This is a genomic window from Candidatus Tisiphia endosymbiont of Metellina segmentata, from assembly GCF_964030715.1.
GTDB lineage: Bacteria > Pseudomonadota > Alphaproteobacteria > Rickettsiales > Rickettsiaceae > Tisiphia.
In genome coordinates, this window is the sequence record NZ_OZ034919.1 from 469,996 (window position 1) to 493,385 (window position 23,390).

At 32.1% G+C, this 23,390-nt stretch carries 22 protein-coding genes; 5 read left to right on the forward strand and 17 right to left on the reverse strand.

The window, feature by feature from the left end; genetic code table 11:
* Nucleotides 1–422 precede the first annotated feature (422 nt).
* Complete coding sequence (gene rimP, locus AAHM80_RS02610) at nt 423–911, reverse strand: ribosome maturation factor RimP (RefSeq protein ID WP_341752283.1); 489 nt, start codon at nt 909–911, stop codon at nt 423–425.
* A 315-nt stretch (nt 912–1,226) separates the two neighbouring features.
* Here rimP and AAHM80_RS02615 point away from each other — a divergent pair, with 315 nt between their 5' ends.
* On the forward strand, nt 1,227–2,543 hold the full coding sequence (locus tag AAHM80_RS02615; RefSeq protein WP_342260192.1) for a porin: 1,317 nt from the start codon (nt 1,227–1,229) through the stop codon (nt 2,541–2,543).
* A gap of 126 nt (nt 2,544–2,669) precedes the next feature.
* Here AAHM80_RS02615 and AAHM80_RS02620 read toward each other — a convergent pair whose 3' ends face one another.
* From AAHM80_RS02620 to AAHM80_RS02660, 9 genes are all read right to left on the reverse strand, one after another.
* Nucleotides 2,670–3,401, reverse strand: a complete 732-nt coding sequence (locus AAHM80_RS02620; protein WP_342260193.1) for an N-acetylmuramoyl-L-alanine amidase — start codon at nt 3,399–3,401, stop codon at nt 2,670–2,672.
* A 10-nt stretch (nt 3,402–3,411) separates the two neighbouring features.
* Complete coding sequence (thyX, locus tag AAHM80_RS02625; protein ID WP_341751953.1) at nt 3,412–4,305, reverse strand: FAD-dependent thymidylate synthase; 894 nt, start codon at nt 4,303–4,305, stop codon at nt 3,412–3,414.
* Between the two features lie 11 nt (nt 4,306–4,316).
* A complete protein-coding gene (locus AAHM80_RS02630) occupies nt 4,317–5,315 on the reverse strand; it encodes an FKBP-type peptidyl-prolyl cis-trans isomerase (protein WP_341751954.1) in 999 nt (332 codons plus the stop codon).
* A gap of 295 nt (nt 5,316–5,610) precedes the next feature.
* Nucleotides 5,611–6,138, reverse strand: a complete 528-nt coding sequence (locus AAHM80_RS02635; protein ID WP_342260194.1) for a tetratricopeptide repeat protein — start codon at nt 6,136–6,138, stop codon at nt 5,611–5,613.
* Nucleotides 6,135–6,614: a tetratricopeptide repeat protein gene (locus AAHM80_RS02640; RefSeq protein ID WP_342260195.1), complete on the reverse strand. Its 480-nt coding sequence runs from the start codon at nt 6,612–6,614 to the stop codon at nt 6,135–6,137. The genes AAHM80_RS02635 and AAHM80_RS02640 overlap by 4 nt, the downstream gene beginning before the upstream one ends.
* A gap of 57 nt (nt 6,615–6,671) precedes the next feature.
* Nucleotides 6,672–7,655: a Holliday junction branch migration DNA helicase RuvB gene (gene ruvB, locus AAHM80_RS02645; RefSeq protein WP_341751955.1), complete on the reverse strand. Its 984-nt coding sequence runs from the start codon at nt 7,653–7,655 to the stop codon at nt 6,672–6,674.
* Complete coding sequence (gene ruvA / locus AAHM80_RS02650) at nt 7,648–8,250, reverse strand: Holliday junction branch migration protein RuvA (protein ID WP_341751956.1); 603 nt, start codon at nt 8,248–8,250, stop codon at nt 7,648–7,650. The genes ruvB and ruvA overlap by 8 nt, the downstream gene beginning before the upstream one ends.
* Nucleotides 8,251–8,253: 3 nt before the next feature.
* Complete coding sequence (locus AAHM80_RS02655) at nt 8,254–8,496, reverse strand: Holliday junction ATP-dependent DNA helicase RuvA (protein ID WP_342260196.1); 243 nt, start codon at nt 8,494–8,496, stop codon at nt 8,254–8,256.
* A gap of 83 nt (nt 8,497–8,579) precedes the next feature.
* The gene (locus tag AAHM80_RS02660; protein WP_342260197.1) at nt 8,580–9,467 is read right to left on the reverse strand and encodes an Rpn family recombination-promoting nuclease/putative transposase; all 888 of its coding nucleotides are present in this window, start codon (nt 9,465–9,467) and stop codon (nt 8,580–8,582) included.
* A gap of 840 nt (nt 9,468–10,307) precedes the next feature.
* On the opposite strand from AAHM80_RS02660, the gene AAHM80_RS02665 reads away from it, so the two are divergent.
* Nucleotides 10,308–10,532, forward strand: coding sequence for a DUF2674 domain-containing protein (locus AAHM80_RS02665; protein WP_341751960.1), 225 nt, complete (start codon nt 10,308–10,310; stop codon nt 10,530–10,532).
* Between the two features lie 202 nt (nt 10,533–10,734).
* Nucleotides 10,735–12,618, forward strand: coding sequence for a DUF3857 domain-containing protein (locus AAHM80_RS02670; RefSeq protein WP_342260198.1), 1,884 nt, complete (start codon nt 10,735–10,737; stop codon nt 12,616–12,618).
* 273 nt (nt 12,619–12,891) lie between these two features.
* Here the strand turns inward: AAHM80_RS02670 and AAHM80_RS02675 are convergent, their stop codons facing one another.
* Nucleotides 12,892–13,047, reverse strand: coding sequence for a Sec-independent protein translocase subunit TatA (locus tag AAHM80_RS02675; protein WP_341747719.1), 156 nt, complete (start codon nt 13,045–13,047; stop codon nt 12,892–12,894).
* Nucleotides 13,048–13,347: 300 nt separating this feature from the next.
* Between AAHM80_RS02675 and AAHM80_RS02680 the strand changes: the two genes are divergently transcribed.
* Nucleotides 13,348–14,214: an aminoglycoside phosphotransferase family protein gene (locus AAHM80_RS02680; protein WP_342260199.1), complete on the forward strand. Its 867-nt coding sequence runs from the start codon at nt 13,348–13,350 to the stop codon at nt 14,212–14,214.
* 130 nt (nt 14,215–14,344) lie between these two features.
* Here AAHM80_RS02680 and AAHM80_RS02685 read toward each other — a convergent pair whose 3' ends face one another.
* Nucleotides 14,345–16,093: a hypothetical protein gene (locus AAHM80_RS02685; protein WP_342260200.1), complete on the reverse strand. Its 1,749-nt coding sequence runs from the start codon at nt 16,091–16,093 to the stop codon at nt 14,345–14,347.
* Nucleotides 16,094–16,525: 432 nt separating this feature from the next.
* Here AAHM80_RS02685 and AAHM80_RS02690 point away from each other — a divergent pair, with 432 nt between their 5' ends.
* Nucleotides 16,526–17,374, forward strand: a complete 849-nt coding sequence (locus tag AAHM80_RS02690) for a DsbA family protein (RefSeq protein ID WP_342260201.1) — start codon at nt 16,526–16,528, stop codon at nt 17,372–17,374.
* A 381-nt stretch (nt 17,375–17,755) separates the two neighbouring features.
* Here the strand turns inward: AAHM80_RS02690 and AAHM80_RS02695 are convergent, their stop codons facing one another.
* From AAHM80_RS02695 to AAHM80_RS02715, 5 genes are all read right to left on the reverse strand, one after another.
* Nucleotides 17,756–19,285, reverse strand: coding sequence for an HlyD family type I secretion periplasmic adaptor subunit (locus AAHM80_RS02695; RefSeq protein WP_342260202.1), 1,530 nt, complete (start codon nt 19,283–19,285; stop codon nt 17,756–17,758).
* Between the two features lie 9 nt (nt 19,286–19,294).
* Complete coding sequence (locus AAHM80_RS02700) at nt 19,295–21,052, reverse strand: type I secretion system permease/ATPase (protein WP_342260203.1); 1,758 nt, start codon at nt 21,050–21,052, stop codon at nt 19,295–19,297.
* A 488-nt stretch (nt 21,053–21,540) separates the two neighbouring features.
* Entirely contained in the window at nt 21,541–22,566 is a 1,026-nt protein-coding gene (gene asd, locus AAHM80_RS02705) for an aspartate-semialdehyde dehydrogenase (RefSeq protein ID WP_342260204.1), read from the reverse strand.
* A 25-nt stretch (nt 22,567–22,591) separates the two neighbouring features.
* On the reverse strand, nt 22,592–22,942 hold the full coding sequence (locus AAHM80_RS02710; protein ID WP_342260205.1) for an HIT domain-containing protein: 351 nt from the start codon (nt 22,940–22,942) through the stop codon (nt 22,592–22,594).
* Between the two features lie 51 nt (nt 22,943–22,993).
* Complete coding sequence (locus AAHM80_RS02715; RefSeq protein WP_341747711.1) at nt 22,994–23,359, reverse strand: DUF2628 domain-containing protein; 366 nt, start codon at nt 23,357–23,359, stop codon at nt 22,994–22,996.
* Nucleotides 23,360–23,390 lie beyond the last annotated feature (31 nt).

The window sequence follows — 23,390 nt, forward strand, 5'->3', positions numbered from 1 at the left end:
TCCTACGAATTATTTTCTAAAAATATCATGGATTCGCATGCTCATGTACTATATGTACACCTAGCATCATAGTACCCTACATTTTCTATATAACCACTATTAAAATGGCTGCTGATCGTCTATTAGCGAGGAGTCGCGAAAAAGCAGCGACGCGGCAATCTAGGATACACGAAGCGTTACTCTAAAAAAACAGCTTCGCTGTTTACCTGGATCGCCACAACATCTAAAGATGCCTTGCTATGACGATTATAGAAAAATGTATGGTACTATGACCTAGCATGCTCACCATTCATTTTCAAATCTAATTCGTAGGATCATTTGAGTATACTAGACTTGAATCTGTAACGGAATTTGAGTACGCTGTGGGTCGAGGTTTTGATCCTCCTACAAATTCCCTAGCAGAAGCAAATTATCCAAGAAGTCTATTTTTTATTCATTAAATTCCTAAACATTTCATCTGTTAATACCAAAGAGGCTTTTTTTATCATATCAAATGAAAACACTATGTCTTCACCATGGTTATTCAGATGAATTTTATTATCTTCAGCTTTAACTATCTTTCCCTGATATCGAGTTTGACCATTTAATAATTCTTTTAATTTTATGGTAGCCTCTCTACCAAGGAATCTAGTATAATCTTCAAATTTTATTAATGGGCGTTCAATACCTGCTGAAGAAACTTCTAAAAAATATTTATCACTAATTATATCTTCAACATCTAAAAGGGCTGAGATAATTCTACTGCTATTCCGACAATCTATTATAGTAACCTTTTTACCATCCAACCTATCTATTAGTATTTCAAGTACTTTATGGGTTGAACCCTTTAAAGTTACTTTTACTAAGTCGAAACCAATATCTTTCAGGTTATCTTGCACCGTATCAATAATTTGTTGCTCTATAGTTTGCATTACAACATAAATATTTAAAGATTTTAATAAAAAAGGTGGGGTTAACCCCACCTTTGTTTTTTCAACTTTATTTACAAAAATTTCAACCCGCAAAGCTAGAATACAATATTTTTATGATATTAGCAACAATTAAAAAAATGTTATATTTAGTTGTAATTTTACCATTAAAATAATAAAACTTGTCTGACTAATCATAGTTATTTACGAAAATTTGTTACATTATGGTTTATCTTCTGCTATAAATACTTAAATAGAAATGTATTATGTTTAATGAACTCGACTACATAATAATGAATAAAGAGTTTTGGTATTACTATGAAAAAATTAATAATGTTGCTTTGTGTCTCTTGTTTGTCTAGCACAGCCTTTAGCAGTTCTACTCCTTCAGCTGAAGCTGTTTCAGATACTGAAATAAAATTAGAAGTATTTTTTGGTTTCCAAGCTGGTTATAGTACTCAAGGCAAATTGTTGTCAGAACAAAGTAAATATATTACTGATAATAAGAAAAAGCTTGGATTTTATAGTGAAGCAGCTTTCTCTGCCACTGCTAAGCAAGAATTTAATGATGTAATAGCTGGAGTTAAAATGGTTTTACTACCAACAACTAAACCAAAGGGTTCTGCAAGTGTCAATGGCTCTTTCATATTCTTAGAGACAGATTATGGTAAAGTAGAGCTAGGCTCTCCTTATGATGCTGCAAATAAGATGGGTGTTAGTGGTGCTAAAGTTGCAGCAGCTAGTTGTGGTTTTGGTTGGAGTAAGTATGTCTCACTAGACGATAGCGGTATGCAATATAAAGGTATGAAGCCACAATTTGAGGTAGTCCCACCCTCTGTCATAGACTCATTTACCAATGGCTTCGATGACATAAATAAAGGAACAGAGCCAGCTAGAAAAGTATCTTATTATACACCAGAGATGCAAGGTTTTCAGTTTGGTATTTCTTATATTCCTGATTCAGCAAATACTGGTGGTCATCGTAATATAAAAAATTTAGATAGTAAAACAGGTCGCAGTACATTAAAGACTGGTATAACTGAAGTAGAACTACCAGGTATAGATGGTGGTAAAGGTGATACAGTAATTTATAATTACAATGTCAAAGATGCGATTTCTGCAGGGATATCCTATAAGTATGAGATTTTAGATGATATGGCAGTAGAAGTTGGTGTTACAGGAGAACATGCTAAGCCAGCTCGCAAACTTATAGTATTAGATCCTGATGGAAAGATGCTATCTAGCAACAAGCTATCAGATCTAAATGCTTACAATTTAGGTGCAGTCTTAACTTATGGTAATATTTCTTGTGCTGGTTCTTATGGTAGTTTAGGTAAAAGTTTGACTTCAAAAACTTACCATAAAGTTGGTCGTGATACGAAATATTATAATGGCACAATTGCTTATGGGCAAGGTCCTATAAAAACAAGTCTTTCTTATTTTAAATCACTAAAGTATAAAAATACGGTGGATACAGTAAGCTTAGGTACTGAATATAAGATAACACCAGGCTTGTTGCCTTATGCTGAAATCTCTTATTTCCAAGCTAAGGGTAAGCCAGTTTACCTTATTGAAGCACCTAAGAAAAAAACCAAAGGTACAGTTGCTCTTATTGGTGCAAAGCTTAAATTTTAACCTTTAATAAGCCCTCGTTGTCATTCCAGCTTTTAGCTGAATGACAACGTTTTTGGTTATGTAAGTACCATTACTTACGTTGGTTTTTTGCTCCACACGGGCAAAGGTTTCGCAGGAACAGCTTTTTTACATAAGATATTTTTGTAATAATGCTTCTAAAATTGCCACGGTCTCGACATCTAATTTTCCAGAAAAATTCTTTGGGCGGAAATGCATTTGGAACGATACTATAACATCTGTTGTCTGTTGATCAATTATTCCTGTTGGCTGCAACACATAACCATATCTGCTAAATTGTTCTTGGATTAACTTTATATTAGACAGGTCTACCTTGGGTATTAGAGCATTAACAGTATCTTGATCATACCAAGCTCCGATATTATTATCATATAATTGTTTCCATGGAAATAGAGGACCTGGGTCTTGTTTCCTTCCCGGAGCAGCATCAGAATGACCGATCACACAAGTGGGGTCAATATCATAGCGAGCTATAATATTCTGACAAAGTTCCATTACCGCTGTAATTTGGTCTTCGGGATAAGGATACCAATGAATCTTTCCTTGAGAATCTTTAGTATCGCCAAGATTTACTATTTCAATACCTATAGAAGTATCATTGAGATTCTGACTCCCCTGCCAACCACTAACACCAACATCCCAAGCTCGTCTAGACTCTTCCACTAATTGGAATATATGATTCGGATTAGAGTCAGAAACTAGATAGTGTACACTAACTTTTGGACCTAGTAGGTCTCTTAGGGATCCTTCTAAGTTTTCGTTAGTGTAATGCAGCACCAAAAATCTAACTCTCTCATTAAAAGATGGGGCTCGGTAGGTTGTTCTATCAATTGTAATCATTTTATAATACCTATTTTATAAGTTGCATTAATTCATCCCATTCTCTTTTATTTATGCCACTAGATTCTTGAGTAATTTCTTCATTATTGAGTAGTTTTTTTATAACAGCCAGTCCTTTTTTAGAAATATTACTACCTTCTATCCTATATTCCTTAAAAGCATCATAAGTAAAAGGTACCCAAGCTTTTACTATTTCTAGCATCTTCTCTGCATATACTCTGATTTCATACTGGGCATGAGAATCCCCACGTAACAGTAGAAAATGTAATAGATTATGCAAATTAATCTTCCAATACCATTCTGTATAATAGTTTAAGGTTAAATTCATTCTCGCAAGTTCCCTAGTAATACCTATGGTATTTTCATCGATAATATTGCCATGTTCATCCTGGTTCATCATTTCAGTATAATGCTGATAACATAGTTTAGCATCTTTTTCTAGTAGCACTAAGACTTTATCTGCAATTTCTTTTGGAATTTCTTCATCACTTCTTCCTTGTTTATTTATTGTGGATTGAGCAGCAAGATTCTGTTTTTCTGGTAAATAAAATTCATTTCCTAATATAGAATATCTAGCTGAATATTCATTAACACTAGCAGTTCTGTGACGTATCCATTGTCTTGCAACGAAAATAGGCAGTTTAATATGAAATTTGATATCACACATTTCAAATGGTGTTGTATGGTGGTGACGCATTAGGTAATTGATTAAACCTTTATCTTGGCTTAGTTGTTTTGTACCTTTACCATATGATACTCGTGCTGCTTGGACGATGCTACTATCATCACCCATATAATCAATAATTCTGATAAAACCATGATCTAGTATTTTTATAGGTTCAAATAATAATTCTTCTAGAGCTGGTACTGTAGCTCTTTTTGTCTTGTAATTATTGTCGTGCATTCTTTTCTCTATTATTCTGTTTGAAAATTTGTTAATTCCAGCATCAAATATTCATCCATAGGAATCTTATCTTGATTAAGCATTTTGTTGATATTAGAACCAAGTGCCTTAAATGACTTACCTTTGGCAATTACTGTTCTAGTGCCAACTGGCACTTTACCATGTAGAGCATATGAAACGATTAATGGATAATTAATATCACCAATTTTTATATCTAATTTCTTACCTTTCTGTACTGAATCATAAATTACCTGACCATTCGATAATTTAGTAATCTTTACGTCAACCCCTACTTTATCTCCGCATAATAATGGTATTCTATAAGCTATTTCATCATCAAATATCTTTACTTCATTACTATCAACAAAATTATTAGGTAATATTGAATTTAAGACAATATTAACTCTATAAGGTGCATCATGCTCTCTATCTTCTTCTTTATATTGCTGGTTATAATATGCATATTTTGCAGGAAGCACCGCTTGTCTTGTTTGTCCAACCATCATACCTACTACTACAGCATCAAGACCTAGCATGATCGCTCTAGAACCAAGTGTAAAGGTTTTGGTATTTTCGCTAAGTAAATTATTGTTAATATCCAATAATTGATAACGTAATGTGACTACGTGACCACAAGTAGCTGGTCCAACAGTCCCGTTACCAAAGCTATTAATCTTAAACATTGGTTGTATTAAGTCTCTATTAACCTCTATAGTATATTTACCATCAGTAATAGGTTTGTTTGTTGGTTGTAGTAAATGCTCAAAAAATAGTCGACCTTCTTCTGTCTTAAGAGCATTTATCAAAACCTTTGAAACAGTTTTTTCAAGAAAATTACCAGTTAATGGTATATTTGCTTGTTCAGGAGCAGCGGTAGTATTTTTATTATTTTCAGCATCATTAGTTGTCTGAACTTTAGGGTCTTTGTCCTCGGGAGGAGAGAGCATCTTCATTTGGACAATAGAGTAAATAATTGCTGCAGCAATTATAAGACTTAAAGCTTTTTGCATATAATATTTCTTTCTTAAGTATTTCTTAGTTTGTTTTTAAAATATATAGCTAACTCCGATTAGCATTACTCCGGCTATTAGCGAGGAGTACATAAATCCTAGTGTCATTGCGAGGAGGCGTGAGCCGACGAAGCAATCCATTTCTAATCACTTTTTTGGATTGCTTCGTCACCACTAAAGTAGCTCCTCGCAATGACGGAGTAATGTTACTCGGGTTAGCTATACATTCTATAATTTTTAATGTTTTGTTCTAAGTCGCTCTGCCTTGCTAAATGCTTCTTCTGATTGCGAGTATTTACCTAAACTCTTTCAAAACAATACCTTTGTTATAGTAAGCTTTAACATAATCAGGCTTATGTTTGATTGCTAAGTCAAAGGAGTCAATTGCTTCCTGCCATTTACTTAATCTGGCTAAAACTATACCTTTATTGTTGTAAGTATCAGCAAAATTAGGTTTATATTTGATTGCCAAATCATAGGAGTTAATTGCCTCTTGCAATTTCCCCAATTCATTCAAAGCAACACCTTTGTTGTTGTAAGCAGCAGAAAAATCAGGCTTATATTTGATTGCCAAATCAAAAACTATAATTGCTTCCTCTGATTTGCCTAAATTATACAAAGTTATACCTTTGTTATAGTAAGCTTCAGCAAACTCAGGTTTATATTTGATTGCTAAATCAGAAGCTATAATTGCCTCCTGGTATTTACCTAACTCATTCAAAGCAAAATTTTTATTGTTGTAAGCAGCAGAAAAATCAGGCTTATATTTGATTGCTAAATCATAGGAGTCAATTGCCTCTTGATGTTTGCCTAACCCATTCAAAGCAACACCTTTATTATAGTAAGCATTAGCATAAACAGTTTATATTTGATTGCTAAATTATAGGAGTCAATCTGGTATTTGCCTAACCCATTCAAAGCAACACCTTTATTATAGTAAGCATTAGCATAAACAGGTTTATATTTGATTGCTAAATCATAGGAGTTAATTGCCTCTTGGTATTTACCTAACTCCTCTAAAGCCCACCCTTTGTTATAGTAAGCCTCAGCAAAATTAGGCTTATACTTAATTGCTAAATCAAGGGAGTCAATTGATTCCTGCAATTTGTCTAACTTATTTAAAGCAACACCTTTATTATAGTAAGCCTCAGCATAATCAGGTTTATGTTTGATTGCTAAATCATAGTAGTCAATTGCTTCCTGCAATTTACCATCCATTGCTAAAGTATTCGCTTTTTCAAAATATTCTTGACCATTAGCAACCACCTTGCTGAATGGGAGTAACATTAAAGCAAGCAAGATTGCTAGTTGTTTTATGTTGATTATTTTCATAAACTACCTCTTTGTAACTGTAAATTACGATATTCCAAGATGATCAAAAGCATTTTTAGTAATAACCCTGCCTCTTGGGGTACGTTGTAATAACCCTATTTGTATTAAATATGGTTCTATAGTCTCTTCAACAGCATCACGTTGTTCTGATAGAGCTGCTGCAATTGTCTCTATACCAACCGGACCACCAGCATAATTATCAGCTATAAATTTTAAGTATCTATAATCATTACTATCTAAACCTATTTTGTCAACTTCTAATCGATTTAGGGAGATATTGGCAATATTTTTATCAATTTCTAGCTTATCATCGACAGAAGCAAAATCTCTCACTCGTCTAACTAGCCTAAGGGCAATTCTTGGAGTTCCTCTACTACGCCCCGCTATCTCTTCTAATGCCTCATCGGTTAAATTAATTGCTAACAATTTACTAGCTCTACTCAAAACAAGTTTTAATTCAGCCACGTTATAAAAATGCAAACGCAATGGTATACCAAATCTATCTCTCAAAGGGTTGCTGAGTAAACCGAGCCTAGTAGTTGCTCCAACTAAAGTGAAATTGGGTAGATTGATTTTTACTGACCTTGCTGAAGGCCCTTCACCAATAACTATGTCTAAAGCAAAATCTTCCATTGCTTGGTACAATACTTCTTCAATATTTGTACTAAGACGGTGAATTTCATCAATAAATAACACATCATTATCTTGCAAATTAGTAAGTATAGCAGCTAGGTCAGCTGCTTTTGATATAGCAGGTCCTGAGGTAGATTTAAAATTTACTCCCATTTCCTTAGAAATAATTTGTGCAAGAGTGGTTTTACCAAGTCCAGGAGGACCGTAAAATAATGTATGATCTAAATGTTCAGACCTATTTTTAGCTGCTTGGATAAAAATGGATAGATTCTCCTTAATTTGTTGTTGTCCGACAAATTCTCTTAAATAGCTAGGTCGTAGAGAAAATTCTTGATCGCTCGGAAGTATATCAGCTGACAAAATATTTTTAGACATTGGATCCACGTGCTTTTAATGCAAGTTTAATTAGTTCATTAATAGAGAGATTAGAATTTTCTGCAATAATTCCCTGTACTAAATTTTGTGCTTCAGTTTTACCAATACCAAGCGAGGTTAACACTAATGTGGCATCAGATGATATCTTAGCTAAGTCAGTATCATTGTTATCCATGGTAAGGTTGTTAGTAAAATTAGTTAAGGCTTTATCCTTTAACTCTATGATAATTCGTTCAGCTAGTTTTAGCCCAACACCAGAAATGGCTTTAAAAGCTTCTTTATCCCTTCTTGCTATCGCTGATTGGATTTGCTCGGGTGATAAATTTGATAAAATAGCTAAAGCCATTCTTGTACCAATACCGTTTACCGATTGTAATAAATTAAAAAAAGCCTTCTCTTCGAGAGATAAAAATCCGTAAAGATTAATATGATCTTCTCTTACATGTGTTTCAATAAATAATTGACAAAACTCATTAACCACTAACTTATTTAAAGTTTTACTAGAACAATACACTAAATATCCAACACCACTAACATCAATAATGACATAATCATTAAAACATGCATCTATTTTACCTTTTAATTTACCAATCATAATTTATTTAGTATCAGATTTTACTTTTGGTTTACGATTTTTTGTACATATATGTGCTATTACTGGTAATATAGTTACTATCGAAGCTAAAATATAATGCAGTAACGTTGGAGTTTCAGTGCAATGGCATTGACCATCATCAGGAAATGTTGATATAAGTATAATTTTCGCAGTAATCCAAGTAATCACTATATATATAAGCAAATATACTACATATTTAACCTTTGCCCAAATACTCTTAATCATAATTTCCTCTTCTGCTATAGCTAACCATTATATAACAATAATGGAATATGTTAGTAAATCATAAATTTGAGGATCGTAAGTCATTATTTTAGATTCTCTATTTGAGATTTACTTAACTTAGTGTATTTAATAATTTTTTGCATCGGCTCATTGTTTAATAGCATTTCTTTTGCCATAGATATTCTTTCTTCATATCTACCTTTCGCTATACCTTCCTCTCTACCTTTTGCTATACCTTTTTCCAGTTGTTTCTTTAGAGTATTAGCTTCGATACGCAACCATTTAAGATGGTCTTCATAGGCTTCTCTTTCTTCGTCAGTAAAGTTCATAACATCTAACACTGTTAGAGCTTTTTTTAAGGCAACATTGTCTAATTCTTTAGGTAAATTATCTTTGTTAAGTAGGTCATGTCTTGTTAGAAAAGCTGTCCACATATCTAGAGAGTTTTTTACTTTTTTCAGTATATCAGGTAATTCCTCATAAGAATTATCAGTAAACTTATTAAGCTCAATAGTATGTAATTCGAGGTCCTTGAAATATAACAAGCCACTATCTTTTTCGACTATATGGAAAACATTGTGATATTTAGTTACATTCGGAATAGAAGTAAAGTTTAGAATATGAATACCAATGGCTTTGCTTAGGGTAGAATAGTCCTGAGCTACCTTTAATTGCTCGGTATATAATTTAGCCCAATAATATAAAGCTCGCTTATCATAATCAGCTTCGTCGCTAATTTGAATTTCAATATTGAACCTTTTGCCATCAACAGATTTGGCTTTAACGTCTAATATTGAGAGTTTATCATTCTTAAAGTTTTTAGGATTATATGGATTAAGCAGCGTTACCTCTGCCACCTGATCTTCCTTAGATACAATTGAATTAATCAAGGATATCAGCAAGTCCTTATTCTCTTCAACACCAAATATCTTTTTGAAAGCTAAATCCACGCGAGGAGTTATTTTTTCCATATATATGCTGCTATTAGTAGTTATCAATTATAAAGTTAGTATAGCACAGAAATTATAAAGCACTAAGTAATATAATGTGGAAAATATAATAGATATCTTTAGCAAACTCTCCTTCTGCTGGTAATTTATTCGTGCTACCGGTACTCTGCTCCTCACGTACATCATCGTCCACTGTGGGTCGAGGTTTCGTGGCTTCTTTAAATCCTTGCACATAAGCGAATTTCGAAAGATATCTAATGCAGAAATTGTGCTAGTATTAAGAAGGAGTTGTTTTGCCGCCACTTGAAGTACTGAAAAGCAATGTATACATATTATACGCGAATTCGGGATAAGAATTTGTCAATTATTATGTATTTAAAATAAAAGAAAATGTTGCAATAATTAGTTATCTAGGATAAATTGGTGTTAAAAGATACTGACACCGTGATGCCGAACTGTGAATTCTAGGAACAGATAAAAATGCAATTATAGTTAAATACATTGAATTAGGTGGAAAGATAATTGATAAAATCAGTTGATTGTAACAGTTGATGGTAAAAACTACTGCTATGTTTTTACCACCTAATTCAGTGTATTTGACTATATAATTTATCATTAGAGGTTCTAATTTTATGTAAGAAAAAGAAAGGTCAATCAAATCAGTTAACTTTTGGGATAATGTTAGTGTATTTCAAAAATACATATACTCTTCTGCTCCTACGAATTGTTTTTTGAAAATATCATGGATTCGCATGCGTAACTATACTATATGTACGCTACGCCTTCTCACCATTCATTTTCAAAATCAAAAGATTTAGTAATAATAAATATAAGAAATTAAAATTAATAAAAAATAAGATTATGACAAGGGTAAAACCCCATCAAAAAATTATATCTTTCGCTGAAAACAAATCTGATTTAGATAAAATTACTCAATTTATTATGGACGGTTGGGCAATAGTAAAACTAATGCCACATGGTAATTATTTTATTGGTGTCATGGAAAAAATGAATTATGACAATAATATAAATGACCAAGAAAAAATTGTTTATATTCCTCCAAGAAAAAAGATCATTTTTACTTAGTGGTCTCTATTTTTTAGTGTATAAAATCTTATAATGTTGGTATATTCTTCTGCTTTAAAGAATTGTTTTTTGAAAATATCATGGATTCGCATGCGTAATTATACTATATGTACACCTAGCATGCTCACCATTCATTTTCAAATGCAATTCTTCAAATCATTTGAGTATAACTAAGTGGTTTTTATTTTTAGGATTATTTATAATGACTTATTTAAAATTTTGTATTCGTTTAATATTATTGGTATTTTTAATAAACCATTCCGCTCAAGCTAGATGGAGTAAGTACGAAGATGCTCCTGTTGAAATTAAATTCAATAACAACGATATTAGTATTAATCAAGATGGCACTTCTGAAGAAATAACGGAAATGCACGCAAAAATACTAAAAGAATCAGGACGTAGTGATTTCTCTCAATATAGATTAACTTATAATAACTATAGTTCCCAAATCTCTATATTAGAAGCCAAGACTATTTATAATGGGCAAGAATATGTAGTTTCTAAAGATATGATTGAGGATAAACCGCTAGCTAGTTTTGGACAAGGTTTTGATCAACTAAATCAGATAATTATCTCATTTCCTAAAGTGGAACTTGGTGCAGAAATATACTTAAAATATAAGTATGTTGAAACAAAAGTTGCTATAGATAATTTTTATGGTGCTACCATATTCTATGGTAAGGAAGGTTACTTGCAAGCAAGTAGTACTAAGATCAATTCTAAATTGCCCCTAAATATCAAAGTAAACGACCCAAAAGGTGTATTAAAAGTTATTACTGATGCTGAAAGTGACTTTCATTCGGCAGAGATTATCCTAGAGAAACCTGTTTATAATCAATTGACTAATGAATCAAGTGAGGGGATATTAAATGTTAAGCAAAAAACTTGGGTATCTTTATCAAGCTTAACTAAATGGCAAGATTTTGCCAAGCAACTAGCTCCTGACTATTCTAAGGTAATCAATCAACCACTTCCTACAACTCTCATGAGTATAGCAGAATCTGCTCTAAATAAAAATACTGATGAAGAAAAAATTAATTTTGTTACTTCTTCATTAGCTGAAAAAATCCAATATATGGGTGATTGGCGAACAGTATCAGGTCGGTATTTTCCTAGAGATTTAGAAAAGATTGCTACTTCTCAAATTGGTGATTGCAAAGATTTTTCTGCAAGTACTGCTGCTATCTTGCAAAAGCTTGGGTTTAAGGTTCAACCCATTTTAGTAATGCGAGGTATTACTAATTTTTTTAATCCAAAAGCACTACCTACTATAGGAAATTTTAATCATGTGATGCTTAAAGTAGCTAATAAAAATGGAAAAATATATTGGATTGACCCAACAAACTTTGTCAGTATGGCACAAGGAATTTTTTCGGATGTTGCGGGTAAGTTAGCCTTGGTATTAGATCTTCAACAAGCAGGTTATACCAAAATTCCTGAAATAGATCATCAAAATTCACAAGCTATAATACACAATGAGTTGGTAATAAGAGATAATATTGTAGATGTGCATGGTCAGCTTGATTTGAAAGGAGAAGTAGCAGTAAATATAACAGGTGCTGGGTTATATCAATCAAATGAACAGCTAAGGGATTTTACTTTCCACATGTTAACAGGAGTATATCTTGATAAAGAAGACAAGAAATTGTTAGAATTACCTGATCTTACTTCTCGTATTGTTAAGGATCTTACAATTAAGTACGCATATCAGCAAAAAAACCGAATTTTTAAAACCAATAAGGGGTTTGGTTTAAGGTTAAGATTATATGGAATGGAGGATATTACAAATACAGCTTTTGACCAAGTATCAGACCTTTTTATAGGTATACCTAACACTAACACAAGACATGTAATTATAAAAAATATTACAATTAAAGATTGTAAAAAATTAAACTTTGAAGTTGATACTCCGTGGATATATGTCAATAGATCATGTAAATATCAAAATAAAGATACTGAATTTACAGATATAATCTCCATAAGAAAAAGTTTGATTACCAATAAAGAGTTAAAAACTCCTCAATATAAAAACCTTAAAAGCAACTTAGAAAATAAATTTGAGCGAGCAGCGATAATTATTGAATGAATATCATTATCCCTTGCTTTCAAGGTAATGTCATTCCCGCTTCGGTACACTAGTGCTTGGTTTAAGTCAGCGGCGTCATCTTAGGCAAGTGAGATCCTTCGGTGCGAATGCTCGAACTGGGATTCTCTAGATTTCAAATTGTCGTATTAAAGCCAATACGGGATAAGAATTAACTAATTCTTATCCCGTATTGGGGTGTTACGGATTCGAGAACAAAAATAACGTTCGATAAGACCATTAGATAGAAATCTTCACATCACCTAGCAAAACAGGTTATTCATCTTTTTTCTTATCAATGTCTTTCATTCCTTCCTTGAAAGCTTTAAGACCTTTTGCAAGATCTGACATCACTTGAGGCAACTTACCAGCTCCAAACAACACTAAGATGATTAATAAGATCACTAATAAGTGGCTGAAGCTCATTCCCATAATATCAATTTTATAAGTTTTAAGTTAGAATTACCTATAATATTATAGCAAATAGTTAATTTGATCTAGCATAAAAAAATACAAATTTATCATCAACATCAATTTCGGATTAATTTGATTAATCCGAAATTGGAATGAGAATGTAAACAATCAGGCTTAAAGCGGTTTGACGCATAATTGTTAAATATTTCATTTGCTAATAATCTTATTTTTATACCAATAAAAATAAGATTATTAGCGATAATAGATTAAAATGCATTTGTGCCAGCCGCTTCAAGAATGCATCTTTCTGAGGTCATCATGAAAACATTTGAAACTAACATTACTAATATCTATGGTGTTCAAGGTAAGGTTTGGTTAGATGATTTGCCAAAAATTGTCCATAAATTGGCTAAGGAGTACGGTTTATCTAGCTTAAATCCAGTTAAGAACTTGAGTTACCATTATGTCCTAGCAGGCTTCCAAGGTTATCAGCCAATTATCTTAAAGTTAGGGCTAGACATTGATGATCTTAAGAGAGAATCAACAGCTTTAAAAGTTTTTTCTAAATTTGGAGGTGTGAAGGTTTTAGCTGAAAGCACCGGCTTACTGCTAGTTGAACAGGCTATTTCTAATATATCATTAAAATCCTATTTTCCTGTAAAAGATTACGAGGCTATTAAAATAGCATGTAATGTAATGAAAAGATTACACTATGCACCTTTGCCATCAGAAGGTTTTCCTTATGTCACAGATTGGTTGGCAGTATTAGATAAAGAATGGGATGTGCCAAATTACTACTTAGAAAAAGCTAGACAATTGCGAGATAAATTACTAGGCACATCGTCAATGTTAGTTTTACTTCATGGTGATTTACATCATGATAATATTCTGCAAAGTGGTGATAATTGGGTGGTTATTGATCCCAAAGGAGTTATCGGTGAAAAAGCATATGAGGTAGCAGCATTTATTCGTAATCCTCTCCCTGAACTCCTTGCTTTAGAAGATGTTGAAAGTATTATTGCAAATCGCATCATTAAGTTTGCAACTCTTTTGGATTTAGATACGGAGCGAATTAGCGATTGGTGTTTTGTCCAATCTGTACTTTCTTGGGTTTGGGCTTTAGAAGATGGTTCTGACGTACGTATGTTAGCAAAGCTTACAAAAATTTTTGATATAATCAATTGATGAGAATTTGGTAACGTCGTCACTCGTCGCTTGCCTATTATCTATAGGCTTCGCTCCATCCTAGCATCAAATTCTTCTGAATTGGCTTTAATATAAGGAGAAATGCCCCCCTAAAAAAGGGTTCTTATATCTAATTGAGGTTAGTATATTCATTTAGAATTCTCTTTATATTATTGAGCATGGTAAGTTCATTTTTCTTTCTAGTAAATACATAATATATTACTTTACTTATAGTGGTGCGTTTTTTAACTTGCACAACCAACTCTTGTTGAACGATTGTTCGAATTGTAGTTAGATTACCATTCATTAAAAATTGTGATAAAAGTTGAAGCTGTTCAACACTAAAATTTGTTAGTAATATTCTAATAATTACCATAACATAACCTGCAGGAGTTGTTATATTAGTTTTCCTGACATGTTTTTTAAAACTTAAACTAGATGTTTTATTTAAATATTTGTCACTAAAAATTTCTACAAAATTTATTTCACATAATTGTTTTTTTACTTCTAACCTTTCTTGTTCAATTAGTCTTAACGTTTTAACTGAAGTAACATTGCTATTTATCTTATAATCAGCTGCGATTTTACATGTTATTACCTGTTGTACAAACTCTGCATAATTTAGCTCTTTTTTTAATAATGAAGTAATATTTTTAAATAACAACTGATACCTAGTTTTTAAAGCATTTTTAGTAAAACTATCTAAAGAAGCATATCGTTTAATAATTTTAACTTCAAGTTTTGCAGAAAATTTAGATTCAATAGAAGAAATCATTAAAGAAATAGTATGACCACTTTGGATATTTTGAGTTAACCTTTTTCTAATCTGAGCTAGTATATAATTCAGATCAGAATCTTCTGTTATATTGAGCATCCTGATAGCATCTATATGCTTTGTAATATTAATTAAAATTTCATGCATAAAGACATTTTGCCGGAGTAAAAACCTTTCTATTATAGCGAACTCTGCATTTTCTATCTGATGTATTATTGCATTATAATTTTCAAATAATACTGAAAGCTCATATCCTGAATTATTAAGTTTACTGAAACTCTTCCTAAATTTTGATTCATCATGTATTCTTAGCAAAATATGGTTTATGGTCTGAGATTTAATAGATAAATCTTTTAGCCTATTATATAAGCAAATTAACTTAGCATTGGTTAACTCCATCAATACATTGTGATCATCTATTAAAAAATTAGTAATTTTTTTTAAAATGTATGTGTAATCTACAGTGTTTTCTTCTTTCAGTGTTAATAATATATTGGCATGAAATAACAATGGAACAGATTCTTTCTTTATGTCAATAGTAGAATCAATCTGCCATAATTCTTTAATGAGCAACAATTGATCTAAAAGTAGATTTTGTTGCTCAAGCGATAAATTATCTAAATTCAAAACAATTGCAGTTGCCTGTAGATTATTTATAACATCTTGATTTATAACATCTTCAGTTATTAATATACAACAATGTTGTACAAAGTTTCTAGCTAAATCCATTACAGGTTTTAGTGCCTTATTATTTTCTTCATGATGTAAAGTGGAAGAACTTTTTAAGCAATCAACCAATTGATTAAGAGAGGTAACAAAATTTGTTACCTCTTCCATTTGATATTTTTGTTGCTTTAACGTTTCAATAGAGAGAGGTCCGTAATGCTCAAGAACAGAGAGCAAGTTCTTTTGACTATCTAGACTAAGATAATCAAGCAAGTCACTATTCTGTTGTAGAATCTTTATAATATTAAAAGTACGTAAAGACCTTTTTAAAGTACTAGGATATTTACAAGACACGATGCATTCAGAGCTTAAAGAGACAAAACAGCTTTTTAATCTTTCTTCATACTTACTAATAACCTTAGTATTAAAATCTTTCATAATTAATTTTCTTATCGTGTTATTCAGTATCTAGGGAGGAGAATCAATTAACTAATCAGAACATAAATTATACGGATGTATACCCATTTCATGCTTCCATCAAGCATTATATCAGTATCATCATGGTATCCCAATATATTTTTCACTTCTTCTTGGGTTGTGTTACCTTATTTGCAAATAAGACTTAATTATCACGAAAGTTACGAAGGGATTCAAATCATTATAACAGTATTTTTATTTTAACTAATAGTATTTTTGTATTTATTAGAAAAAATATTTATAGTATATAAATTAATTATTTTGTTACGAATAAGTAAAAATTTTTATTGCTTAAATATCAGTAAAACCTTATTTTTATAAGGAGTTCTCATAAGGAATATAAAATCCTGAAGAGTAAAGTATTTAATTTAACTTAAAACTATATCAAAACTTATGCATAATATCCTTATCATTATAATTTCATTATTGTTAATATCATGTTCGGAAGAAAGTGATAAATCTAATAATAAAAACGAACAACCTGATAATAAGGTTGAAGTGACGCAGGAAAAAGCTCCACAAGAAGAAAATAATGACAACCTTGCCAATGATAAATGGAATACAATAGTAAATCCTCAAGACAGTACGGCTTCAACTAATACGGAAGAACCTCTAGATACGGTAGAGGATTCTGCTACTAACTCTACTGATATAAATGATGTTAGCTTGAAACAGATGCCTTATAAACCAACTTTCAATGTTAGCCAAAATGATATAGTTCTTGGTAATGTTAAGGCAACTGTAGTGGTAGTTGAGTATTTTTCTCCAACTTGCCCACATTGTGCTTATTATCATGAAAAAATTCTACCTGAGCTTAAAAAGAAATATATTGATACCAATAAAATTGCTTATATAATTCGTGAATTTATCGGTAATAAGCAAGATTTAGATGCAGCAATTTTGGCACGTTGTCCAAATGATCTAGATAGTTTTCTTAAATTCCAAAGTGTAATACTAGCACAACAAGATAAATGGGGTAGTAGCAATAGATATCGTGAATTACTAACAAATATAGCTCAAATTGGTGGAGTATCCGCAGAAACTTATGCTAAATGTCTTAATGATAATAAAATTGTCGAAACATTACTTGCTAATACTAACCTTGCTGCTAGTTCACAAGGTTTTGTTGGTACACCCGCATTTTTTGTTAATGGCATACTAACAAATGGATATAGTTTAGAAATCCTTTCTAGGGTAATTGATAAAACGTTAGAAAACTCTACTATCAAATCCGAAAATTAATACACTTACTTAATCTCAACTATCGATGTAACAAGTTAACCATAAGTACCCTACATTTTTCTATAATCGTCATAGCAAGGCTCTTTAGATGCCGTGGCGATCTAGGTAAACAGCGAAGCTGTTTTTTTAGAGTAACGCTTCGCGTATCCTGATCTTGGATTGTTGCGTCGCCGCTTTTTCGCGACTCCTGGCTAATAGACGATCAGCAGCCATTTTAATGGTGGTTATATAAAAAAAGTAGGGTATTATGATAACATACCTTCTATGTTATTTTTTTAGATTCCCGCAATTGCTTAGAATGACAGCGTTTTGACGTTAGTACTATAGTTATAGTACTAGGATGACATCGTTTTTGGCTAAAACCTTTTCGGGGTAACTGTATTATTTCTCTTTAAATGCTCTAAACATCGTATCAGTAATAGGATCAAGTAAATATTTCAGGAGAGTCCTTGTGCCAGTAACAATTTGAACTTCCGCTTGCATACCAGGATGTAACTCTAACTTTTTAGCTTTTGCAATCTTATTAAACTCATCCATATCAATCTCAATTCTAGCGATATAATAAGTGGTAGGATCTTGGCTTGGAGTATTTCTGTCTTGTACAATATCAGGAGATATTTTAACAACTTTGCCAGTAAATAACGGCGTTGTTCTAGATTTAAAAGCACTGAAGCGAATTTTTGCTACCAAGCCTTCATGCACTGAATCTATATTCTTGCTTGGAACTTTTGCTTCTATTATCAAATTATCATCAGTTGGAGAAATCTCTAGAATTGGATAACTTGGTGAAATCACCTGTCCTATTGTATGATAGTTCAATACATTTATAATACCATCAACTGGTGATTTAATAACCACTCGATTTAAAGAGTCCTGATGTGCATTAAATGCTTCTTTAAAACGAGCTACTAGCTCTTGTGCCTCTTTTAGTTCAGTCAGAGTTTTCTCTGTATATTTATTCTGTAAGTTAATAATGCTAATCTCACACTCTGTAATCGAATGCTTAATAGATGCAATCTCAGCTTCTGCCATAGCTATCTCACTTTTGTACAGTGCTTCCTTAGCTTCTAAGTCTAATAAAGCGGCTTTATTGGCAAAACCTTTTCCATGCAATGTACCCATTGCCTTTAAACGATCCTTAACAACCTCTAGAGTTTTTACATTTGCAACTTTTTTAGCCTGCGTACCTTCAATTTTTTTATTTAATTGCTCGATCCTTTGATGTAAGGCATTTTTTTCACTTTTATATACTTCTTTTTTAGACTGAAATAAATTTTCTTGGGTATGTATAATCCTTGCTACTTCAGGTAAATTGATATCTTTGGTTAATAATTCTGGAAATTCAATCTGAGCTTGATTATCTCTCTCGGCAATTAAACGACTTTCCGTTGCTAAAGCATGTCTATATTGGCTTAAATTACTTTCATATGCTGACTTAATTCTTGTATCTTCTAGCTCTATTAATTTATCATCTTTTTTAACCTGATCACCTTGTTTAACAAAAATATTAGCTATAATTCCACCTTCTTGGTGATTAATTGTCTTCTTATTACCACTCGTTATAACAACACCCAATGCTGTAGCAGCACTATCAAGAGGAGCAAAACTGCCCCATACCCCTCCAACTAATACAAAAAAGATTATTACATATACCCCAAAAAGAATTGGGGATCTAGCAATTTGCACTACATCATTGCGATCAACATCATTATTTTTAGTAACAAAATTGACGAAACGATCAAGATAATATAATGTATTTTTAATGGCATTAGAAATCTTTACTATTACCTTTTGTGATACAATAGCTACCTTTGTTTTTTTTGTGTGTGTTAAATCATTTTGTAGCGACAAAAGTTGTTTAAGTTGCTCCGCTGTAAATGCCGGCTTATTGTTATTTGACTTTTCTTCCATATTTAAAACTTATTCATTAATGTGGATTACACCATTTTGCAACAGTTTAACTCGATTTTGCATTTCTTCTTGAGTGCCATAAAGAGCTACCGCCCCCTCTTGTAATACCAAAATCTTATCTACCACCGATAATACAGAAGGTCTATGAGAGATAACAACTACAGCAATACCCTTAGATTTTACTTGCTTTAAGCAATGTGATAGGGCTATTTCACCTGCTTCGTCAAGATTTGCATTAGGTTCATCTAAAATAAGTAATTTAGGATTACCATAAAATGCTCTAGCAAGACCAACTCGTTGCTTTTGTCCGCCAGAAAGATTAGAGCCTGCTATTCCAATATCTGAATCATAGCCATCTGGTAATCTTAAGATCATTTCATGAGCCCCAGCAATTTTAGCTGCCTCAATTACTTTTTCTGGCTCAGCATTTTCAGCCATCCTAGCTATATTTTGCTTTATACTACCACTAAATAACTCTATTCCTTGCGGCAAATATCCTACATGTTTACCAAAGTCTTCCCTGTTCCAACGATAAATTTCTCCACTATCAAGCCTAACAGTCCCTGACGATGCTTTCCATACCCCAACTAAAACTTTTGCTAAAGTTGACTTACCTGCTGCAGAAGGTCCTATAATTGCTAATATCTCACCAGGCTGCACCGCAAAGGACACTCCTTTTAAAATATATCTTGGTACTGGCGGTTGTGGTATATGTGGAGGAATTGGTATCGAATAATAAATATTCTCCACAGTTAAATGTCCTTCAACATTTGGAATTGGCATTGCTTCTTCTCTTGATTTATACGAAGCAAATAGTTGATTGATATTTTTATAAGATTTTATAGCTCCGCTCATACTTTTCCATAACTCAATAGCGTTATCAAAAGGGGCTAAAGCTCTACCAACTATAATGGAACTCATAATCATACCACCAGTAGTCATCTCTCTTCCTGAAGTACTAACAACAACATAAGCCCCAATACCAGTTACCAGCATCTGCATAACATTACGGATAAATCTTGAAAAATTAGAAATAGCACCATTACGGTAGCTAGCAATTGATTGCTTCTCCAAAGAAGCAATATTAAACTGATGCCAATTTGTCGTAACATTTTTCATCATGCCCATAGCTTCTACAACTTCTGAATTTCTATTGGCGATGTCAGCTTGCGTCATACCCTTTATAGAAAATTCAGTAGCTTCACCGAGAGTTTTATTAGTTGCAGCTGCATTAAAGAAAGCCGTAGATACAATAATAATAGCCCCAGCTAATGTAAGGATTCCAATATATGGATGAATTAAGAAAATTACTATTATATAGACAACACTCCAAGGAGCATCAAATAAAGTATTAATACCAGTGCTAGTTAGAAAGGTTTTTACTGTTTGGAAATCACGAAGTAACTGACTAGCACCCATATTAGTACGAGTTGCAGAGGCTGAAATAGAGTGACCAAAAATTACAGGAGCAATTGTTTTATCCAACCATTCACCAACTTTAATTAGGGTGAATGATCTAGCAATTTGCAATAACCCATAAATAAAATAGATCGTACCAATAATAATAGACAACCACATTAATGTAAATAAGTTACCACTTCCTATAACCCGATCAAGAACTTGCAAGGAATAAAGAGGTGTTATCAACATTAACAAGTTAATAACAAACGCAAAACTAAAAACTATCCCAAACGCAATTTTGCATTTCTCAAGAGCAGTAGTTAGGGGATTTATTACTTGAGATACTAATGCACTATTATTTCTCATATTACCATTGTTATATTATATTTTTCTGAATTAATAATCTATATCATCTAACACAAATTAAATTAGCCTGTCCTGATAATAGTAGTTATCCGAACCTGATGGCTTCCTGGCTCTATTATATTTTTTACTGCTAATTGGTAAAAATTATACTATTTGTAATATTTTTTATTTGACTCTACACTATACGCAAAATAAATAATATGGCAACCTCTTTATTATACTTAGAGCTTAGAAGTATAACAGGGTAATTTAAAAATCACAACTAATGATAAAAAATACTAAATTATAGAAACGAATAGTTGTCATCGCGAGCCACAAAGTGGCGTGGCGATCCAAATAAACAGCTTGCTGTTTTATTTTTTGCCATTGCAACTTTTGGATTGCCATGTCGCCGCTTTGCGGCTCATTGCAATGACATTTATGCATTTAAAAAACAAACTTTTCTATCATTAGTTGTGACTTTTAAATTACCCTGAAATATAACCTAATTACTTTTTCGACAAATATCCTTTTATCAACTCCTCAGCAATTTGTACAGCGTTTAAAGCTGCTCCTTTACGTAAATTATCTACTGTAATCCATAAATTAATGGTATTTTTTTGACTATGATCATTTCTAATTCGCGAAACATAAACAAGATCTTTACCAACAACATCTATGGGAGAAACATATTGTGTTTTATCCAAATGAGAATTAACTACAATAGAGTCTGATTCTTTTAGTATTTCTTCTATTTCTTTAGTATCTATCTCTCCACTAAACTCAACATTCACTGAAATAGAATGACCAACAAACACTGGCACTCTTACGCAAGTTACACTAAATTTAGCATGTGATCCTATAATTTTTTCTAATTCCAAGGAAATCTTCGATTCTTCACTAGTAGAACCGTCTTTATTAAAATCACCTATATGTGGGAATAAATTAAAAGCTATTTGTTGCGGGAAAACTTTAGGCTCGATGTCCTTAAAGACATATTTTGCCTTGGTTTGCTCATAAAGCTCATCCATTCCTCTCTTTCCTGCTCCTGAAGTCGATTGATAAGTCGATATCACCATTCTCTTAATCTTTACTGCATTATCCAAAGGCTTTAATACAGTAGCTATAGGAGCAGTACAACAATTCGGATTAGCTATAATATTTTTAATAGTATAATCTTTAAGGCTCGCTAGATTGGCTTCTGGAACTATCAAAGGAACATCAGAATTAAGTCTGAAAAATGACGATTTATCGATAACTATGCAACCTTGTTCTGCAACCTTGGGTACATATTTCTTTGATATTTCTGAACCAGCTGAGAAAAAAGCAATATCGATTTTACTAAAATCTACACTGTCTATGTCAGATATTTTTATAGTGCCATCTCCAAAGCTAACCTCTTTACCATTAGACTCACTCGAAGCTATAGCGTGGATATTATTAATTGGAAAATTTCTCTCAAACAAAATTTCTAAAGTTTCTCGCCCAACATTACCCGACGCACCAATTACCGCAATATTATATTGTTTTGTCATCTACATTTATCTTTTTATCAATTGACTATATCAGCTTAGAAATAGTTTTTCCCCCTATAATATGGAAATGAAAATGGAACACACTCTGTCCAGACTTTACCCCTTTATTAGTAATCAAACGATAGCCATCTTGATCTAAACCAACTAGCGATGTAATATAGGCTAGTTTGGTGAAATAATCTTTAATTTCATCGCTAGAAGCTTTAAGGATAAAATCACTATAGTCAATATACTCTTTTTTTGGTATAATTATTATATGTACTGGAGCTACAGGATTTATATCATTAAATGCTATTAGATTATCATCTTCATATATTATCTCTGCTGGAATATCTTTACCAATAATTTTTACAAAAACATTATTCTTGTCATACATATTATACTCTCATTTTTATTATCTACTCCCAAATGTCAATATTTGAGATTACTATAACACATTTTTTTCATCCACTAAGCGTTCTAAAAATTTTAATTCAGCTTCTATCTCAGATTTTGCTAATATTATGTCTGTAAGTTGGTATTTCTTTTTTTGCAAATCATATTCTCTCATATCATCGCTGAAAAAACCAAATATCAACATAATGGCGAGTTGACTTACAGAAATAAAATTAGTACAACCTAAACTTGATATAAAAATACTTAATATCAAAGTAGTTATTAGTGGTAACCACATTCTATGATAGAATGCCCAAAACACGCTTAAAAACGCAGCAAATAATGAAAAACCTTGCTTGATAAGAATAAAATCATTATCTTTTTTTTGAGGATTAACATATATTGAATAAATATTCATAGGAAAGTCTTGTAATTACGATATTAAATGA

What these genes read in the sequence shown, in the direction of transcription:
- rimP (WP_341752283.1), bottom strand. Translation starts at nt 911, where the DNA reads ATGCAAACTATAGAGCAACAAATTATTGATACGGTGCAAGATAACCTG.
- AAHM80_RS02615 (WP_342260192.1), top strand. Translation starts at nt 1,227, where the DNA reads ATGAAAAAATTAATAATGTTGCTTTGTGTCTCTTGTTTGTCTAGCACA.
- AAHM80_RS02620 (WP_342260193.1), bottom strand. Translation starts at nt 3,401, where the DNA reads ATGATTACAATTGATAGAACAACCTACCGAGCCCCATCTTTTAATGAG.
- thyX (WP_341751953.1), bottom strand. Translation starts at nt 4,305, where the DNA reads ATGCACGACAATAATTACAAGACAAAAAGAGCTACAGTACCAGCTCTA.
- AAHM80_RS02630 (WP_341751954.1), bottom strand. Translation starts at nt 5,315, where the DNA reads ATGCAAAAAGCTTTAAGTCTTATAATTGCTGCAGCAATTATTTACTCT.
- ruvB (WP_341751955.1), bottom strand. Translation starts at nt 7,655, where the DNA reads ATGTCTAAAAATATTTTGTCAGCTGATATACTTCCGAGCGATCAAGAA.
- ruvA (WP_341751956.1), bottom strand. Translation starts at nt 8,250, where the DNA reads ATGATTGGTAAATTAAAAGGTAAAATAGATGCATGTTTTAATGATTAT.
- AAHM80_RS02655 (WP_342260196.1), bottom strand. Translation starts at nt 8,496, where the DNA reads ATGATTAAGAGTATTTGGGCAAAGGTTAAATATGTAGTATATTTGCTT.
- AAHM80_RS02660 (WP_342260197.1), bottom strand. Translation starts at nt 9,467, where the DNA reads ATGGAAAAAATAACTCCTCGCGTGGATTTAGCTTTCAAAAAGATATTT.
- AAHM80_RS02665 (WP_341751960.1), top strand. Translation starts at nt 10,308, where the DNA reads ATGACAAGGGTAAAACCCCATCAAAAAATTATATCTTTCGCTGAAAAC.
- AAHM80_RS02670 (WP_342260198.1), top strand. Translation starts at nt 10,735, where the DNA reads ATGACTTATTTAAAATTTTGTATTCGTTTAATATTATTGGTATTTTTA.
- AAHM80_RS02675 (WP_341747719.1), bottom strand. Translation starts at nt 13,047, where the DNA reads ATGGGAATGAGCTTCAGCCACTTATTAGTGATCTTATTAATCATCTTA.
- AAHM80_RS02680 (WP_342260199.1), top strand. Translation starts at nt 13,348, where the DNA reads ATGAAAACATTTGAAACTAACATTACTAATATCTATGGTGTTCAAGGT.
- AAHM80_RS02685 (WP_342260200.1), bottom strand. Translation starts at nt 16,093, where the DNA reads ATGAAAGATTTTAATACTAAGGTTATTAGTAAGTATGAAGAAAGATTA.
- AAHM80_RS02690 (WP_342260201.1), top strand. Translation starts at nt 16,526, where the DNA reads ATGCATAATATCCTTATCATTATAATTTCATTATTGTTAATATCATGT.
- AAHM80_RS02695 (WP_342260202.1), bottom strand. Translation starts at nt 19,285, where the DNA reads ATGGAAGAAAAGTCAAATAACAATAAGCCGGCATTTACAGCGGAGCAA.
- AAHM80_RS02700 (WP_342260203.1), bottom strand. Translation starts at nt 21,052, where the DNA reads ATGAGAAATAATAGTGCATTAGTATCTCAAGTAATAAATCCCCTAACT.
- asd (WP_342260204.1), bottom strand. Translation starts at nt 22,566, where the DNA reads ATGACAAAACAATATAATATTGCGGTAATTGGTGCGTCGGGTAATGTT.
- AAHM80_RS02710 (WP_342260205.1), bottom strand. Translation starts at nt 22,942, where the DNA reads ATGTATGACAAGAATAATGTTTTTGTAAAAATTATTGGTAAAGATATT.
- AAHM80_RS02715 (WP_341747711.1), bottom strand. Translation starts at nt 23,359, where the DNA reads ATGAATATTTATTCAATATATGTTAATCCTCAAAAAAAAGATAATGAT.